Origin of the sequence: Burkholderia sp. Ac-20392, from assembly GCF_017104585.1 — a bacterium.
GTDB lineage: Bacteria > Pseudomonadota > Gammaproteobacteria > Burkholderiales > Burkholderiaceae > Burkholderia > Burkholderia lata.
In genome coordinates this window covers 1-14,855 of record NZ_JAAGPB010000192.1, presented here as the reverse complement: position 1 = coordinate 14,855, position 14,855 = coordinate 1, and the positions used below count along the sequence as shown (strand labels likewise).

Annotated in this window: 14 protein-coding genes; 8 read left to right on the top strand and 6 right to left on the bottom strand. The window is 65.2% G+C overall.

Annotation, left to right across the window (positions count from 1 at the left end; all coding sequences use genetic code 11):
- From G3N99_RS20765 to G3N99_RS20745, 5 genes are all read left to right on the top strand, one after another.
- On the top strand, nucleotides 1–436 hold a 436-nt coding region (locus tag G3N99_RS20765), incomplete at its 5' end, for a lysylphosphatidylglycerol synthase domain-containing protein (RefSeq protein ID WP_206123345.1).
- A 36-nt stretch (nucleotides 437–472) separates the two neighbouring features.
- A complete protein-coding gene (locus G3N99_RS20760; RefSeq protein ID WP_174935781.1) occupies nucleotides 473–1,240 on the top strand; it encodes a phosphocholine cytidylyltransferase family protein in 768 nt (255 codons plus the stop codon).
- Nucleotides 1,237–2,922, top strand: a complete 1,686-nt coding sequence (aepX, locus tag G3N99_RS20755; RefSeq protein ID WP_175041683.1) for a phosphoenolpyruvate mutase — start codon at nucleotides 1,237–1,239, stop codon at nucleotides 2,920–2,922. The genes G3N99_RS20760 and aepX overlap by 4 nt, the downstream gene beginning before the upstream one ends.
- On the top strand, nucleotides 2,919–4,100 hold the full coding sequence (gene aepY, locus G3N99_RS20750) for a phosphonopyruvate decarboxylase (RefSeq protein WP_206123344.1): 1,182 nt from the start codon (nucleotides 2,919–2,921) through the stop codon (nucleotides 4,098–4,100). Before aepX ends, aepY begins: the two co-directional genes overlap by 4 nt.
- A complete protein-coding gene (locus tag G3N99_RS20745; RefSeq protein ID WP_206123343.1) occupies nucleotides 4,100–5,164 on the top strand; it encodes a 2-aminoethylphosphonate aminotransferase in 1,065 nt (354 codons plus the stop codon). Before aepY ends, G3N99_RS20745 begins: the two co-directional genes overlap by 1 nt.
- Before the next feature lie 150 nt (nucleotides 5,165–5,314).
- Here the strand turns inward: G3N99_RS20745 and G3N99_RS20740 are convergent, their stop codons facing one another.
- Nucleotides 5,315–6,346 carry an AraC family transcriptional regulator gene (locus tag G3N99_RS20740; RefSeq protein ID WP_206123342.1) on the bottom strand — a complete coding sequence of 344 codons (1,032 nt, stop codon included), beginning with the start codon at nucleotides 6,344–6,346 and terminating at the stop codon, nucleotides 5,315–5,317.
- A 179-nt stretch (nucleotides 6,347–6,525) separates the two neighbouring features.
- Here G3N99_RS20740 and fabF point away from each other — a divergent pair, with 179 nt between their 5' ends.
- Entirely contained in the window at nucleotides 6,526–7,794 is a 1,269-nt protein-coding gene (gene fabF, locus G3N99_RS20735) for a beta-ketoacyl-ACP synthase II (RefSeq protein WP_206123341.1), read from the top strand.
- A gap of 261 nt (nucleotides 7,795–8,055) precedes the next feature.
- Nucleotides 8,056–8,856, top strand: coding sequence for a multidrug ABC transporter ATPase (locus G3N99_RS20730; protein ID WP_206123340.1), 801 nt, complete (start codon nucleotides 8,056–8,058; stop codon nucleotides 8,854–8,856).
- A gap of 9 nt (nucleotides 8,857–8,865) precedes the next feature.
- On the opposite strand, the gene G3N99_RS20725 is transcribed toward G3N99_RS20730, so the two are convergent.
- On the bottom strand, nucleotides 8,866–10,017 hold the full coding sequence (locus G3N99_RS20725) for an acyltransferase (RefSeq protein ID WP_206123339.1): 1,152 nt from the start codon (nucleotides 10,015–10,017) through the stop codon (nucleotides 8,866–8,868).
- A 321-nt stretch (nucleotides 10,018–10,338) separates the two neighbouring features.
- Between G3N99_RS20725 and pip the strand changes: the two genes are divergently transcribed.
- On the top strand, nucleotides 10,339–11,271 hold the full coding sequence (pip, locus tag G3N99_RS20720; protein ID WP_206123338.1) for a prolyl aminopeptidase: 933 nt from the start codon (nucleotides 10,339–10,341) through the stop codon (nucleotides 11,269–11,271).
- A 61-nt stretch (nucleotides 11,272–11,332) separates the two neighbouring features.
- Here the strand turns inward: pip and G3N99_RS20715 are convergent, their stop codons facing one another.
- From G3N99_RS20715 to G3N99_RS20700, 4 genes are all read right to left on the bottom strand, one after another.
- Entirely contained in the window at nucleotides 11,333–11,605 is a 273-nt protein-coding gene (locus G3N99_RS20715; RefSeq protein ID WP_174935817.1) for a hypothetical protein, read from the bottom strand.
- 233 nt (nucleotides 11,606–11,838) lie between these two features.
- Entirely contained in the window at nucleotides 11,839–12,543 is a 705-nt protein-coding gene (locus tag G3N99_RS20710) for a hypothetical protein (RefSeq protein ID WP_241011763.1), read from the bottom strand.
- A gap of 99 nt (nucleotides 12,544–12,642) precedes the next feature.
- Complete coding sequence (locus G3N99_RS20705; RefSeq protein ID WP_206123336.1) at nucleotides 12,643–13,698, bottom strand: transglutaminase family protein; 1,056 nt, start codon at nucleotides 13,696–13,698, stop codon at nucleotides 12,643–12,645.
- The coding region (locus tag G3N99_RS20700; RefSeq protein WP_206123335.1) for an alpha-E domain-containing protein at nucleotides 13,692–14,855 on the bottom strand (1,164 nt) is incomplete at its 5' end. The genes G3N99_RS20700 and G3N99_RS20705, both read right to left, overlap by 7 nt.

The window sequence follows — 14,855 nt, the reverse complement described above, 5'->3', positions numbered from 1 at the left end:
CCCGCGCGACTGGTCGTCGCTGGCGACCCGCGCCGATGCGATCGATGACGCGGTCGGCGCGCTGTACCGCGATCGTGCGAAGGTCGCGAAGACGTTCGCATTGAGTCTCGTCGGCTGGATCGTCGGCACCGCGGAAGTGTGGCTCGCGCTGCACTTCCTCGGGCATCCGGTGAGCTGGCTCGACGCGCTGCTGCTCGAGAGCGTCGGCCAGGCCATTCGTGGCGCGGCCTTCGCGATCCCGGGCTCGCTCGGCGCGCAGGAAGGCGGCTACCTGCTTCTCGCGCCGCTGGTCGGACTGCCGCCCGACGCGGCGCTCGCGCTGTCGCTTGCGAAACGCGCGCGCGAACTCGCGCTCGGCCTGCCCGGCCTGCTCTATCTGCATTTCAGTGAAAGAAACTGGCAGCGGCGCCGTGCGCCGCAGCCGCTCGCCGACTGATCGTTCAGATCCGCCGGCTTTTTGGTTGGAGAACCCATGCGAGCCATCATTCTTGCGGCAGGCCTCGGCTTGCGCCTGCAACAACCGCCCGAGGCGCAGTTCCCGAAGTGCCTGCTGCGCTTCGACGACGTTTCGCTGCTCGAGCGCCATCTGCGCGTACTCGATGCCGCGGGCGTCGACGAGATCGTGCTCGGGCTGGGCTTCCAGCACGAGAAGGTCGAACAGGAATTGAAGCGTCTCGGCCGCCAGGCCGAGATCGTGATCAACGACCGCTACGACCTCGGCAGCGTGCTGACCGTGCATACCGTCGCCGAGGCGATGACGCGCGGCGGCGACGTGCTGCTGATGGATGCCGACGTGCTGTATGACGAGAACATCCTGCACGCGCTGGTGGCCGATTCCGACAAGACGGTCGACCGCCTGCTGATCGACCGCGACTTCGAGGCCGGCGACGAGCCCGTCAAGCTGTGCCTGAAGAACGGCGTGCCCGTCGAGCTGCGCAAGCAGCTCGCGGTCGACCTCGAGTACGACACGATCGGCGAATCGGTCGGCTTCTTCCGCTTCACCGAAGGCACCGCGCGCCGCCTCGCGACGATCGTCGCGGGCTACGTCGACAGCGGCCGCGCGAACATGCCGCACGAAGAAGCCGTGCGCGACCTGCTGCTCGAAGGCGGTCATTCGTTCGACGTCGCCGACGTCACCGGCTCGCCGTGGATCGAAATCGACTTCCCGAACGACGTCGCACGCGCCACGCAAGAAATCCTCCCCCTGATTCAACGCACTACCGCAGGAGTCGCACGATGAACGCACGCGAACCCAATTTCACCGAATCGCGCAGCGCACGCCTGCGCCGCATGCTCGTCAGCAGCGACCTCGAATTCCTGATGGAAGCGCACAACGGCCTGTCCGCGCGGATCGTCCGCGAAGCCGGCTTCAAGGGCATCTGGGCATCGGGCCTCGCGATCTCCGCGCAGTTCGGCGTGCGTGACAACAACGAAGCCAGCTGGACCCAGGTGGTCGACGTGCTCGAATTCATGGCGGACGCGAGCGACCTGCCGATCCTGCTCGACGGCGACACCGGCTACGGCAACTTCAACAACGTGCGCCGCCTCGTGAAGAAGCTCGAGCAGCGCGGCATCGCCGGCGTCTGTATCGAGGACAAGCAGTTCCCGAAGACCAACAGCTTCATCGGCGGCGAGCGCCAGCCGCTCGCGGAAATCGACGAGTTCTGCGGCAAGATCAAGGCCGGCAAGGATTCGCAGACCGATCCCGACTTCTCGATCGTCGCGCGCGTCGAAGCGCTGATCGCCGGCTGGGGGATGGACGAGGCGCTGCGCCGCGCGAACGCGTATGCGGAAGCCGGCGCGGACGCGATCCTGATCCACAGCAAGCTGTCGCGCCCGGACGAGATCCTGCAGTTCGCGCGTGAATGGAGCGGCAAGGCGCCGCTCGTGATCGTGCCGACCAAGTACTACAGCACGCCGACCGACGTGTTCCGCCAGGCCGGCATCAGCACCGTGATCTGGGCGAACCACCTGATCCGCGCGTCGGCCTCCGCGATGCAGGCGACTGCACGCGAGATCCACGAGAGCGAAACGCTGATCAACGTCGAAGACCGCGTTGCATCGGTCAACGAGATCTTCCGCCTGCAGGACGCCGACGAATACTCGGCAGCCGAGCGAATCTACCTGTCGTCGTCGTCGCGCGCGTCGAACGCGGCAATCGTGCTGGCAGCCAGCCGCGGCAAGGGCCTCGAAGCCGTGACCGAAGACAAGCCGAAGGTCATGCTGCCGGTCGCCGGCAAGCCGCTGCTGCGCTGGCTCGTCGATGGCTTCAAGACGCACGGCGTGAACGACATCACCGTGGTCGGCGGCTATCGCGCCGACGCGATCGACACGTCGGGCATCAAGCTCGTCGTCAACGAACGCCATGCGCAGACGGGCGAGCTCGCGTCGCTCGCATGCGCGGCCGAACGCCTGACCGGCGACACCGTGATCTCGTACGGCGACCTGCTGTTCCGCAGCTACATCGTGCGCGACCTCGCGGAGAGCGAGGCCGAGTTCAGCGTGGTGGTCGATTCGTCGCTCACGGAGACCAACCAGAGCGTGCGCGATTTCGCACTCTGCTCGGCTGAAGACGATCGCGGCCTGTTCGGCCAGAAGACGTATCTGCAACGCGTCTCGAGCGACGTCGCCGCAGGCACGCCGCACGGCCGCTGGATCGGCCTGCTGAACGTGCGCGGCGCCGGCGTCGAGCGCCTGAAGGCAATGCTCGCGACGCTGCAGGCACGCGACGATTTCGACACGCTCGACATCCCGTCGCTGCTCAACGAACTGATCGCCGCCGGCGAGAAGATCGAGGTGCAGTACGTGCACGGCCACTGGCGCGGCGTCAACGATCTCGAAGACTTCCGCCGCGCGGGCGACTTCGCACACGGTCAAACGCCGCTGTCCGAACCGGGCGCCGGCAACGGGGGCGCGCAATGATCGAAGCGGCCCAGTTCGTCGAGGCCGCGCGCGAGCGCGGTTTCGACTGGTACGCGGGCGTGCCCTGCTCGTACCTGACGCCGTTCATCAATTACGTGCTGCAGGACCCGACGCTGAATTACGTGTCGGCCGCGAACGAAGGCGACGCGGTCGCGCTGATCGCGGGCGCGACGCTCGGCGGCAAGCGCGGGATCGCGATGATGCAGAACTCGGGGCTCGGCAACGCGGTGAGCCCGCTCACGTCGCTCACGTGGACGTTCCGCCTGCCGCAGTTGCTGATCGTCACGTGGCGCGGCCAGCCGGGCGTGGCCGACGAGCCGCAGCACGCGCTGATGGGCCCGATCACGCCCGCGATACTCGACACGATGGAGATCCCGTGGGAGACGTTCCCGACCGACCCGGAACAGGTCGGCCCGGCACTCGACCGCGCGATCGCGCACATGGACGCGACGGGCCGCCCGTACGCGCTCGTGATGCAGAAAGGCAGCGTCGCGCCGTATGAGCTGAAGGCCAACCCGGCTGCGCAACCGCGCGCGCATGTCGCCGCGCAGGCGTCGTCGCGCGCCGCGTCGGCCGAAGCCTGGCCGACCCGCCAGGACGCGCTGCAGCGCGTGATCGCGCATACGCCGGTCGATTCGACCGTCGTGCTCGCATCGACCGGTTTCTGCGGCCGCGAACTCTACGCGATCGACGATCGTCCGAACCAGCTGTACATGGTCGGCTCGATGGGCTGCGTGACGCCGCTCGCGCTCGGCCTCGCGCTCGCACGCCCCGACCTGCGCGTGGTCGCGGTCGACGGCGACGGCGCCGCGCTGATGCGCATGGGCGTGTTCGCGACGCTCGGCACCTACGGCCCGGCCAACCTCACGCACGTGCTGCTCGACAACGGCGCGCACGAATCGACGGGCGGCCAGGCCACCGTGTCGCAACATGTTTCGTTCGCGGGCGTTGCTGCCGCGTGCGGGTATGCGTCGGCGGTCGAAGGTGACACGCTCGACGTGCTCGATACGGCGCTTGTCGCGCCGGTCGACGGTACGCGGTTCGTGCGCCTGGCAATCCGCACCGGCGTGCCCGACGGCCTGCCCCGCCCGACCGTTACGCCGGTCGAGGTCAAGAATCGTCTGATGCGGCACATCGGCGCCGCGCAGACCGAAGCCCACGTTGAAGGAGCCCTTTGATGCTGCTGCTGAACCCCGGCCCGGTCACGCTCACCGAACGCGTGCGCCGCAGCCTGCTGCAACCCGATCTGTGCCATCGCGAAAGCGAATTCTTCGATCTGCAGGATGAGGCGCGTGCGCGTCTCGTTGCCGCGTACGAACTCGATCCGGCTGAGTGGGCGGCCGTGCTGATGACGGGGTCGGGTACGGCTGCCGTCGAAAGCATGATCGCGGCGCTCGTCCCGAAGGACGGCAAGCTGCTCGTGATCGAGAACGGCGTGTATGGCGAGCGGATCACGCAGATCGCAACGCAGTATGGCATCGCGCATGATGTGCTGAAGCATGAGTGGATGCAGGCGCCGGATCTCGCGCAGATTGGTGCGAAGCTCGATGCGGGTGGGTATTCGCACGTTGCCGTGATTCATCATGAAACGACGACGGGTCGCTTGAACGATCTCGGTGCGATTGCCGAGGTCTGCCGTTCGCGTGGCGTGAAAATGCTCGTTGATGGTGTGAGCAGCTTCGGCGCGGAAGCGATCGACTTCGCCGGTGGCGACATCGACGCGGTTGCCGCGACTGCGAACAAGTGCCTGCACGGCGTGCCGGGTGCAGCGTTCGTGATCGTGCGCCGCAGCGCGCTCGTGAAAGCGGCAAGCCGTACGTATTACCTCGATCTCGGCCGTCTCGCGAAGCTGCAGGATCAGCGGAATACGCCGTTCACGCCTTCCGTGCACGCGTATTACGCGCTCGTCGAGGCGCTGCGCGAGTTTGACGAGGCCGGTGGCTGGCGTGCGCGGCATGCGCACTACAAGGCGCTCGCCGATCAGGCGCAAGCCGGGCTTGCTGTACGCGGGATGCCGCTGGTGCTGGCCGAAGGTGAATCGTCGGTCGTGCTGCGTGCGTATCGGTTGCCGCAAGGTGTCACGTACGAGACGCTGCACGACGGGCTGAAGGCGCGTGGCTTCGTGATCTACGCGGGGCAAGGCGGGTTGTCGAAGGAGTTGTTCCGGATTTCGACGATGGGCGCGATTCAGGCGGCTGATGTCGATCGGTTGCTGGAAGGGTTCACGGCGCTGACGCGGTAAGCGTTCGCCGTTCCCGTCAGTTGTCGACGAAAGGCCCGCAAGGGCCTTTTTTTATTCCTCGCGGATTTCTCGAAAACACAGGCCCCCATTGTCGGCGTTCGGCCAGCTCCGGCTATTCGACACGTGCCGTCAATTCCCGACGCGTTCTCGTCACTCGTCTCGACGCGTATCCTTGCGATAATCCGTAGGACTACTGCCGGTCCAATGTTTGAACGCACGACAAAAACCGGTGGCGTCGGAAAAGCCAAGATCAAATGCCAGCACGGCCACACTGGTGTTCGAATTTGTCAGCCGATCGACCGCGATATCCCGCCGCAGTCCGTCCTTCACCTGCTGGAAATGGGTGCCCTCTTCCGCAAATCTACGATTGAGCGTGCGTACAGACGTATGCAACGCCTGCGCGAGCGCCTGTATCGTCAACGGCTGCGCAATATTCCGTTCAAGATGCTCGCGCGTTTTGGCGACGATCGAACCATGATGAAATACGCTGAAAGTCCAGGCTCCGGGCGCGGCGTTAAGGAAAGCCCATAGTTCGTGCTTTTCGCGTTTGAACGGCTCGGCACAATCCTGGTACGAGAAATGGATGCTCGTCGTCCCGGAATCGAACTGCACCGCCCCGGGAAACAGAAATGCATAGTCTTCTACGTACCTGGGCCTGGCGAAACTGAACTCGACCCGTTGCAGCGCAAGCTCCCTGCCTAGTAGCCAGGACGCTATGCCGTGAGCCAGTTTCATCATCAACTCATGCCCAAGGGGCGTAACCTGCGTGCCAGGCATCCGCTCCACCAGCGCCAGCCGCACCAGATCATTCTTCGTTGAGATGTGCAACCGGTAGTCATCCAGCAGCAAATTCCAGAAACGAACAAAACGATTGAACGCGACCAATACCGTTGGCGCGTCCAGCAGGCTGAGCATCAGGTACTTCAACGTGCCGCCCCTGATTGGCCTGGACCATAGCCCCAGCATCTCGTCATCGAGCGACGCCGCGACCGTCCGATACAACGCGACGTACTGCTGCCGCGTGATTCGTGCATCGGGTTGATTGAGAAGAGACTGCGGGATGGCGGCGCTCGCGAGGACCTGTGCCGTCACGTCTTCTCCTTGACGCATGCGAACGGCACGCAACATCCCGTGCAGGAAGTGCGCCGAAACCGTGAGAGGACGTTGGCGGGGCAGATTCATGATTGGATCATTATGGCGCACTTTGCATATTAATTGGCGCAATGTGCGAATTCCTTACCCGCCTCATCCCTATACTGACGCGATATCTTCGTGATTTCTGAACTTCGTGATAGTTGTCGGATGGCGCATTGCGCCAATCGCCGGCGGCCTGTCTACATCGGTCAAAAGAGGAGCACGGTTTGAATACGAGACGCATTGTCGTGACTGGCATGGGTGTGGTTTCGCCATTGGGATGCGGAGTCGAATCCGTATGGAGCCGTCTCCTGACGGGCCATTCGGGCGTGGTCGGCTTGCCCGACGATGTCACGGAAGGAATTGCGTCGAAGGTCGGTGGCGTCGTGCCCGTGCTGACGCCTGACTGTCCATGGGGATTCGATCCTGCCCTCGCGGCAGACCCCAAGGACCAGAAGAAGATGGACCGGTTCAGCCTGTTTGCGCTGGGCGCCGCGCAAGAGGCCTTGAATCAATCCGGGTGGCGACCTGATACCGAAAGCGCTCGCGAACGAACCGCAACCATCGTAGCGTCTGGCGTGGGCGGGTTCGGTGCAATTGCAGAGGCGGTCAGGATCACTGACGACCGCGGGCCAAGACGACTTTCTCCCTTCACCGTACCCAGCTTCCTGGCCAATATGGCCGCCGGCCACATCTCCATCCGCCACGGCCTTCGCGGCCCCCTGGGCGCACCGGTTACGGCCTGTGCCGCCAGCGCCCAGGCGATTGGCGACGCAGCGCGCCTGATTCGGGCGGGCGAAGCCGACATTGCCGTGTGCGGCGGCGCGGAGGCCTGCATCGATCGAGTCAGCCTGGGGTCATTCGCCGCGGCAAGAACCATGTCCACGGGCTTCAATGATCATCCGGCTCAGGCATCCCGCCCGTTCGATGCCGGGCGAGACGGCTTCGTCATGGGAGAAGGCGCCGGCATGCTAGTCATAGAAGAGTTGGAACACGCGCTGCGGCGAGGCGCCACCCCCATCGCCGAAGTACTCGGCTATGGCACGAGCGCCGATGCATACCATATGACATCGCCGCCCGAGGACGGTGCCGGGGGACGACGCGCGATGGAACTCGCGATCCGGCAGGCGAATCTTGCCCCTGAGCTGATCGGGCATTTGAACGCTCATGCGACGTCCACGCCCGTCGGCGACATCAGCGAGCTGGCGGCCATCAAGACTGTATTTGGATCGGGTCGCGGCCCTGCCGTTTCAGCCACCAAGGCGTCGACAGGACATTTGCTCGGGGCTGCCGGCGGCGTGGAAGCGATTTTCACCGTCCTTGCTCTGCGCGACCAGCTCGCGCCTCCTACGCTGAACCTGACCCAGCCGGACTCGGCAGCTGAAGGCATTGATATTGTCACCGGATCGGCCCGCAGCATATCGACGGAATATGCGATCTCCAACGGCTTTGGTTTTGGGGGCGTCAATGCCAGTCTGGTATTCCGTCGACTTTGATCCGGCTTCAAGCCGAAGGAAGCGCTCGAACGCCGGCCCCGGCGCCATCATCATGCGAAGGATGCGACGGGCTGCAGGTTCCGCGCGCATCCGTCCACGTTTGCCGATTGAGATCGGGGCTGCGTTGCGCCCGCGAAGCGGGTCCGATACATGTGGCGGCACAGATGCGGTCAAGCACTCGGACGATCTTTCTGCGTGCTGCGGTACGCTTCGGGTCGGTAAGCGGCATCCACGACAACCCGTGAAGAACCTGTTCCCATCGTGACCACAAGAATCCTCCGCTTCGCCCCGCTGCTGGCGCTCGTCGCCATCCCCGCCGTTCACGCCGCCGACAACCAGCCTTGCGGCGACGATACCATCACGGCCGTCGCGCGCTGGGCCGGCATTGCAAGCGCGCGCATCGCCACGCGCGACGCGGACCGGCTCGTCGTCGCGTCGGCGTGCAAGGTAATGCCGAATACGCCGGAAACGACGATCGCGGCTGTCGCGTTCGATTCGTTGCCCAAAAGCAAGAACCCAGACGAAAGCAACAAGCTGCAAGTCATCGCCCTCGTTGAAGGCGGCAAGGTTGTGGCTGCCGAACGGTCGGTGATCGAGGAAGATGCGGCGACCGAGATCGGCGAAAACAGCTATCGCATCGACACGGCGCCATACAGGCTGTCGCCCGACGTGCGCGCATTCGGCGTCGTGTTCACAAGCAGCGCACGCGGGCCAAGCTGCCCCGATGCAGGCACCAGCGACGAATTGACGTTGTGGGTGCGCGAAGGCAATCGCTTGCGGCCGGTCTTCGGCACCAACCTCGCCGGCTGGGTCAACACCGACGACAAGCATGCGGTCTGCAGCCCCGGCGGGAGCGACGACGCAATCGTGTCGGCAACCATGACGATCGGCATCGAGAAGACTTCGAGCCACGGGTTTGCAGACCTGTCGATTGCCGCGCGTGTCGACCCGCCTCAGCGCAAGGACAAGCGCCCGGTCCGCACGATCGTCCGCTACGACGGCAAGTCGTACGGGATCAATATGTACCGGAACTTCTGGTATCCGCCTTCGGTATTCAAGTAACTTGGTGGCCTACTCCGCCACCTTCGCTCCGATCGCCTCGCCCGACGTCGGCATCCGCAGCGCGTCGTCACGGACACGTCGCGCCTCGCGCGACGAATAGCGATCCTTCAACCGCAGGAACGGTTTTTCAACGAGGAAGTAGCTGGCCGTCGCCGCCATCAGCGCCCACACGATCCCGAGCGGGAACGCATGCGGCACGGCCAGATCCGGATTCGCGAACGGCTGCTGCCACAGATAAAGACTGAACGAGATCGTGCCGACGAACACGACTGGCCGCGTACGCAACCACCGCGCACACCAGAACTCGTTACGGAAATTCAGCACGACGATCACGATCGCGATCAGCGCGGCTTCGAGCGTCACACCATACGTCGCATTCCAGAAGCCGCCGAGCCGATGCTCGGCGAGCGGCATGCCGATCAGCACGACAACGATGATCACCGTCACGATCCGCGCCTCGCCACGCCACGTACGAATCCAGGCTTCAAGCCGCTCACGATTGAGCGACACATAACAGCCGATCAGGATTGGATCGACGCCCGTATGCAGCATCATCCCGAGCTGCCCGCGCAGCGCGGGCGCAACGAAATACGTCACAGCACGCACCAGCGGCACGACCAGGATCAACGCAGCCAGCCAGCGCGTACCGCCCCGCCGCATCCCGTACACGAACAGCAGCGGCCAGAACCAGTAGAACTGTTCCTCGAGCGCGAGCGACCAGAAATGGCCGAGATACCACGCGCCATCCGGATGCAGCGTGTTGTCGCCGGTCAGCCCGAACCACGCCGAGTAATTCCACAGGTGCAGCGCCGCATACAGCCACTGCCGGCGGTCGACGTCGAACCAGCCGGTGAAGGCCACGATCGCGACCGCCGCGAGATAGACGTAGCAGGCCGGCCAGATCCGCAGCGCGCGACGCACGTAGAACGACGTCAGCGCGATGCCGCCCGTGCGCGCGAACTCGGCGCGCAACACGTTGGTGATCAGGAAGCCGCTGAGAACGAAGAAGATCAGCACGCCGAGCCGGCCGTCGGCGATCAGCCGCAACGGCGCGTACCAGCCCGTGTAGCCGCCGGGCAGCACGTGCTCGGCATGTCCGACCACCACCATCGCGACCGCGACGGCGCGCAACCCGGTCAACTGCGTGACGCGATGGTTCATCGGCTGGTTTCCGTTGGCACGGTGGATGGGCAGCAGACCGGCGCCCCCGCTTCGGCACGCCGATATGCCGCCGGGATTTTGTATGAAAAATATCGGAATGAAATTGCTTCAAAAATCCCCCGGCCGGCAACGGCGGCCGCGCAAACCGGAACGAGCCGACGCCCGGGACGGCGAATGGGCATAATGACAAGCCTTGTCCGGCGGCGGCCGGTCCGATGCCAACACAACGATTTTTGCGGCGGCGCAATATCCGTAGTCCCCCGCCCGCACACCGGCCTGCGCCTCGTCCGCCTCCTGTCGACCCTTACCCGGAGCCTGCCTGTGTACCCACCGATCGAACCCTACGCCCACGGCCATCTCGACACCGGCGACGGCCACCGCATCTACTGGGAGCGCTGCGGCAACCCGGCCGGCAAGCCCGCCGTGTTCCTGCACGGCGGCCCCGGCGCCGGCTGCAGCCCCGACCATCGCCGTCTGTTCGATCCGGAGCGCTACGACATCCTGCTGTTCGACCAGCGCGGCTGCGGGCGCTCGACGCCGCACGCCAGCCTCGAGAACAACACGACATGGCATCTGGTTGCCGATATCGAGCGGCTGCGCGAGATGGTCGGCGCGGAAAAGTGGCTCGTGTTCGGCGGCTCGTGGGGCAGCGCGCTGTCGATCGCCTATGCCGAAACGCACCCCGAGCGCGTGAGCGCGCTGGTCGTGCGCGGCATCTTCACGATGCGTCGCGCGGAATTGCTGTGGTACTACCAGGAAGGCGCATCGTGGCTGTTCCCCGACCTGTGGGAAGACTTCGTTGCACCGATTCCGGAAGCCGAGCGCGGCGACCTGATGGCCGCCTACCATCGCCGGCTGACCGGCAACGACGAAGCGGCGAAGCTCGAAGCCGCGCGCGCGTGGAGCATCTGGGAAGGCCGCACGATCACGCTGCTGCCCGCCCCCAAACTCGCCGCGCACTTCGCGGACAGCCACTACGCACTCGCGTTCGCGAGAATCGAAAACCACTACTTCGTGAACAAGGGCTTCGTCGAGGAAGGCCAGCTGCTGCGCGACGCGCATCGGCTCGCCGGGATCCCGGGCGTGATCGTGCAGGGCCGCTATGACGTCGCGACGCCCGCGCGCACCGCATGGGATTTGTCGAAGGCATGGCCGGATGCGACGTTCGAGATCGTGCCCGGCGCGGGGCATGCGTACAACGAGCCGGGAATCCTGGAAGCGCTGATCGCGGCGACGGACCGGTTCGCCGCGTAATCAACGCAATGCAACGCGGTGCGTGTGACCGTGCCTGCCGGCACGCTCACGCACCGCCCGTTCAAAGCGCAGCTTCGACGATCGCCTTGCCGCTGATCGCCCGCTCCACGAGCTGCTCGTCGCCAACCTTGCGGATCGCATCGTCGAGCAACCCTTCCGGCGCGCCGGTCGCCACCTTCAGCAAGCCCGACAGGCCACGCGCGTCGAGCACCACCAGCGTCTCCATCGAATCCGCACGGCTCACGAGCACGCGGCGCCACGCCGGCCCCGCGCCGAAGCTCGCGCAGAGCGCAATCGTGTCGCTGCCGAGCGTGTAGTCGAAGGTCTTGATCATGATCCGCCGCCGTTGCAAGGGAATGGCGATGCGCGACGGTGCGGCGCCGTGACGTCGACGCACCCGCGCGTGCCGCCGGCGCCGAACCGGGGCCCGATCCGTTCGCCGGCATCACCATGCTAGGCGTGCTGAGTTAACGAAGACTTAAAACCACAATGACCGCGGCGCCCCGTTCGTCGCTCGCGGTCAACGTTTGACGGACAATGCCCCGAAACACCAATGTGGCGTTTTGCTCAACGCGGACTGATCGAGAACAGCAAGCCGGCGGTATCGCTCGAGATTGCGGAGTAATGCAGTTTTCCGACGCTACGCTCGATCAATTTGGATTCCTTGCGACTCTCCATGGCGAGCTGGATCATGTGCACGATGATCTCGGTATCGTCGGTTGAAGAAGCAGCCGGATTGACCGCTGCTGCGATCGTGACAAGTGTCGCGACAGACTTCAGCATCACCCCGGGTTCGTTGATGCCGATGCGGATAACGAGTTCGCGAAGTGTTCCATCGGCCTTGTTGACAATACCGGCTAGCTCGAGGTTACGACCGACCGTCTGCTGGAAACCGTCGTAGACAGCATCGTGAACGATCTCGATTTCCGCGAGCACGTCATTGTCGCTCGAGTCGGAAGCTAAACGATTGTACTCACGTCGAAACTCTTTCGGCGTCAGATCAAGAGACACGTGCGGCGCAGCCACGTCGGTCTGGCTTGCCACCGACGACACAGCGGCGACAGCCGAAGCAAGTTCGCTTGCGTGGCGATCGGTAGTCTTGGCCACCTTGCCCTGTTCCGGGAGAATGATTGCGGCCACGATCACCGTCACCATCGACGCCGCTATGCCGCCGAAGAATAGAAGCGCGCGCTTCGGCACTGTGCCCGTCTTCTTGTTTTTGAATAGCGACGGCCGGATCAACCCGATCACTGCCACAAGGATGAACAGCATGCTAACGATGACCAGTACCCCGGATACGGCACGCATTATATTTTGGCCCTATTATATTAATAGGGCATGATATCAAAATGCGGAGTGCGGGACGACGCCTTACATGTCCATTTCAACTTCCAGCGGCTCCACCGTCACGCCGACCTTCAGCTCCTGATCCGCGCCGCCGCCGCGAATCACGCCGCGCAGCGGCGTCACGTCCGCATAGTCGCGGCCGATCGACAGCATCACGTAGTCGTCACCGGGCGCGCGATCGTTGGTCGGGTCGAGCTGCAGCCAGCCGTTGTCCTCGGGCCAGGCCGGGTCGTACACCTCGACCCATGCATGCGACGCGTCGGCGCCGATCAATCGCGGCTGTCCGGGCGGCGGCTGCGTGAGCAGGTAGCCGCTCACGTAACGCGCAGCCAGCCCGAGCGAGCGCAGCGCGCCGATCATCACGTGCGCGAAATCCTGGCACACGCCCTTGCGCAAGCGCAGCGCATCGAGCGCCGACGTCGTGATGTCGGTGCTGTTCGGCGTATACGCAAAATCGGCATGCACACGCCGCATCAGCTCCCACGCGGCCTGCACGAGCGGCCGTTGCGGCGTGAAGCTCGACGCCGCATACGCGGCGAGTTCCGGATCGCACGCGACATGCGGCGACGTGAACACGAATTCGCTCGCCGCGTCGTAGGGCTGCCCCGCGCGGAATCGCAAGCGGTCACGCACGGCTTCCCACGCCATCGCCTGTTTACCGTCGGGATTCGCGATGGCAGGCGGCGGCTCGCCGCGCGCACCGCGCGACCATACCGGCGGCGTCACGCGTACCGTGCTGCGGCTCCGCACGAGCAGCGCATCGTGCGGCTGGTTCAACGCAAACGACGCGCGCGCGTTGCCGAATGCGTCGATCTCGGTCCCGACCGATTCCGGCGCCGGATCGATGTCGAGCGCGAACGACAGCACCTGCTGGCGCGGCGTGACGAGCGGTTGCAGCCGGGCCTGGTGCTGCGCCGATTCGACGCGCGCCGCGTAACGGTATTCGGTATCGTGCGTGACGCGCAGCAACCGGCCGGGGGCAACGGCGGCCGGTGCGGCCGGCGCCGATGTCGGTGCCGATGTGTTCCGCGCATTGCCGGAATTGGGCGACACTTTCGCCGCGCCTTTCGTCGTCACCATAACGTCCTGCCCGCCTCGCGCACGTGGCTGAAATAGCGCTCACCGATCCGGTTCGACAGTTCCCACACCGCCTTCACCGTCGTGTCGAGCGCATCGAGCAGCTTGTCGTGTCGGCCGCCGTCGGCGGTCTCGCACAGCTCGTGCAGCGACCACGCGGGGACGTCGGGAATCGTCTCGGCCAGTTCGGACAGCGCATAGCCTTCGCTGCGCTCGACCTTCGTCAGCCGGCCGCGCAGCGCCTGCACGACCCAGCCGAGCGAACGCGGATTGTCGGTATCCAGCACAACGAGCGACAGCAGCGGCGCGACGTCAAAGCCGCGCTGGAACCGCGAACGGAACGTGATCGTGCTGTCGAACAGCTCCAGCACGAGCTCGAAGCCGTCCTGCCGATTCACCGCGCCTTCGTCGAACGCGGCCTTCAGCACGCTGCACAGGAAGTCCAGCCGGTCGATCTGCCGGCCGATCGACAACAGCCGCCAGCCGTCGTCGCGCGTCATGTTGTCGGTCTGCGCGCCGGTGATCGCGCCGAGCAGCAGGCCGAGACGTTCCAGCAACTGCAGCGCCTCGTTGCCGATCTGCTCCTCGGCCTCCGGCTGGCCTGCGCTATCCGCGAACAGTTGGGTCGCGTCGTCGATCAACCGCCACTGATCGCTCGACAGCCGTTCGCGGATCGCGGCGGCCGCGCCCCGCATCCCGAACAGGCAGGACGCAATGCCCGACGTGCGATCCGCGCCGCGCGTCAGCGACGTCGCGAGCGTGTGCTGGAATGCACGCGGCGCATCGACGGCGTTCGGCGCGTCGGCCGCGATCAGGCCCGTGTCGCGGCACAACATGTCGAGCAATTCCAGGTGCGCGGGGCTGTCAACGTCGTCCTCGCCGCGCAGCCGCTCGAGCGCGGCACGCGCAAGGCGCATCAGGTTGGTCGCGCGCTCGGTATAACGGCCGAGCCAGAACAGGTTTTCGGCGGCGCGGCTCGCGATCGCGCGCGGGCGTTCGACGAGGTCGTCCGGGCCGAGGTGCGTCTGCAGCAGCGTCGTCGAATCGACGATGCCTTCGGTCATCACCCACGTATCGACGGTGCTGCCGCCGCGCGGCATCGGCGCGTTGAACAGCGTGTCGCGCGTGCCGACCCGCGACAGCCCGCCGGGCAGGAGCCA

Coding starts and splice junctions, on each gene's coding strand:
- G3N99_RS20760 (WP_174935781.1), top strand. CDS start 473: ATGCGAGCCATCATTCTTGCGGCAGGCCTCGGCTTGCGCCTGCAACAA.
- aepX (WP_175041683.1), top strand. CDS start 1,237: ATGAACGCACGCGAACCCAATTTCACCGAATCGCGCAGCGCACGCCTG.
- aepY (WP_206123344.1), top strand. CDS start 2,919: ATGATCGAAGCGGCCCAGTTCGTCGAGGCCGCGCGCGAGCGCGGTTTC.
- G3N99_RS20745 (WP_206123343.1), top strand. CDS start 4,100: ATGCTGCTGCTGAACCCCGGCCCGGTCACGCTCACCGAACGCGTGCGC.
- G3N99_RS20740 (WP_206123342.1), bottom strand. CDS start 6,346: ATGAATCTGCCCCGCCAACGTCCTCTCACGGTTTCGGCGCACTTCCTG.
- G3N99_RS20725 (WP_206123339.1), bottom strand. CDS start 10,017: ATGAACCATCGCGTCACGCAGTTGACCGGGTTGCGCGCCGTCGCGGTC.
- G3N99_RS20715 (WP_174935817.1), bottom strand. CDS start 11,605: ATGATCAAGACCTTCGACTACACGCTCGGCAGCGACACGATTGCGCTC.
- G3N99_RS20710 (WP_241011763.1), bottom strand. CDS start 12,543: ATGCTGTTCATCCTTGTGGCAGTGATCGGGTTGATCCGGCCGTCGCTA.
- G3N99_RS20705 (WP_206123336.1), bottom strand. CDS start 13,698: ATGGTGACGACGAAAGGCGCGGCGAAAGTGTCGCCCAATTCCGGCAAT.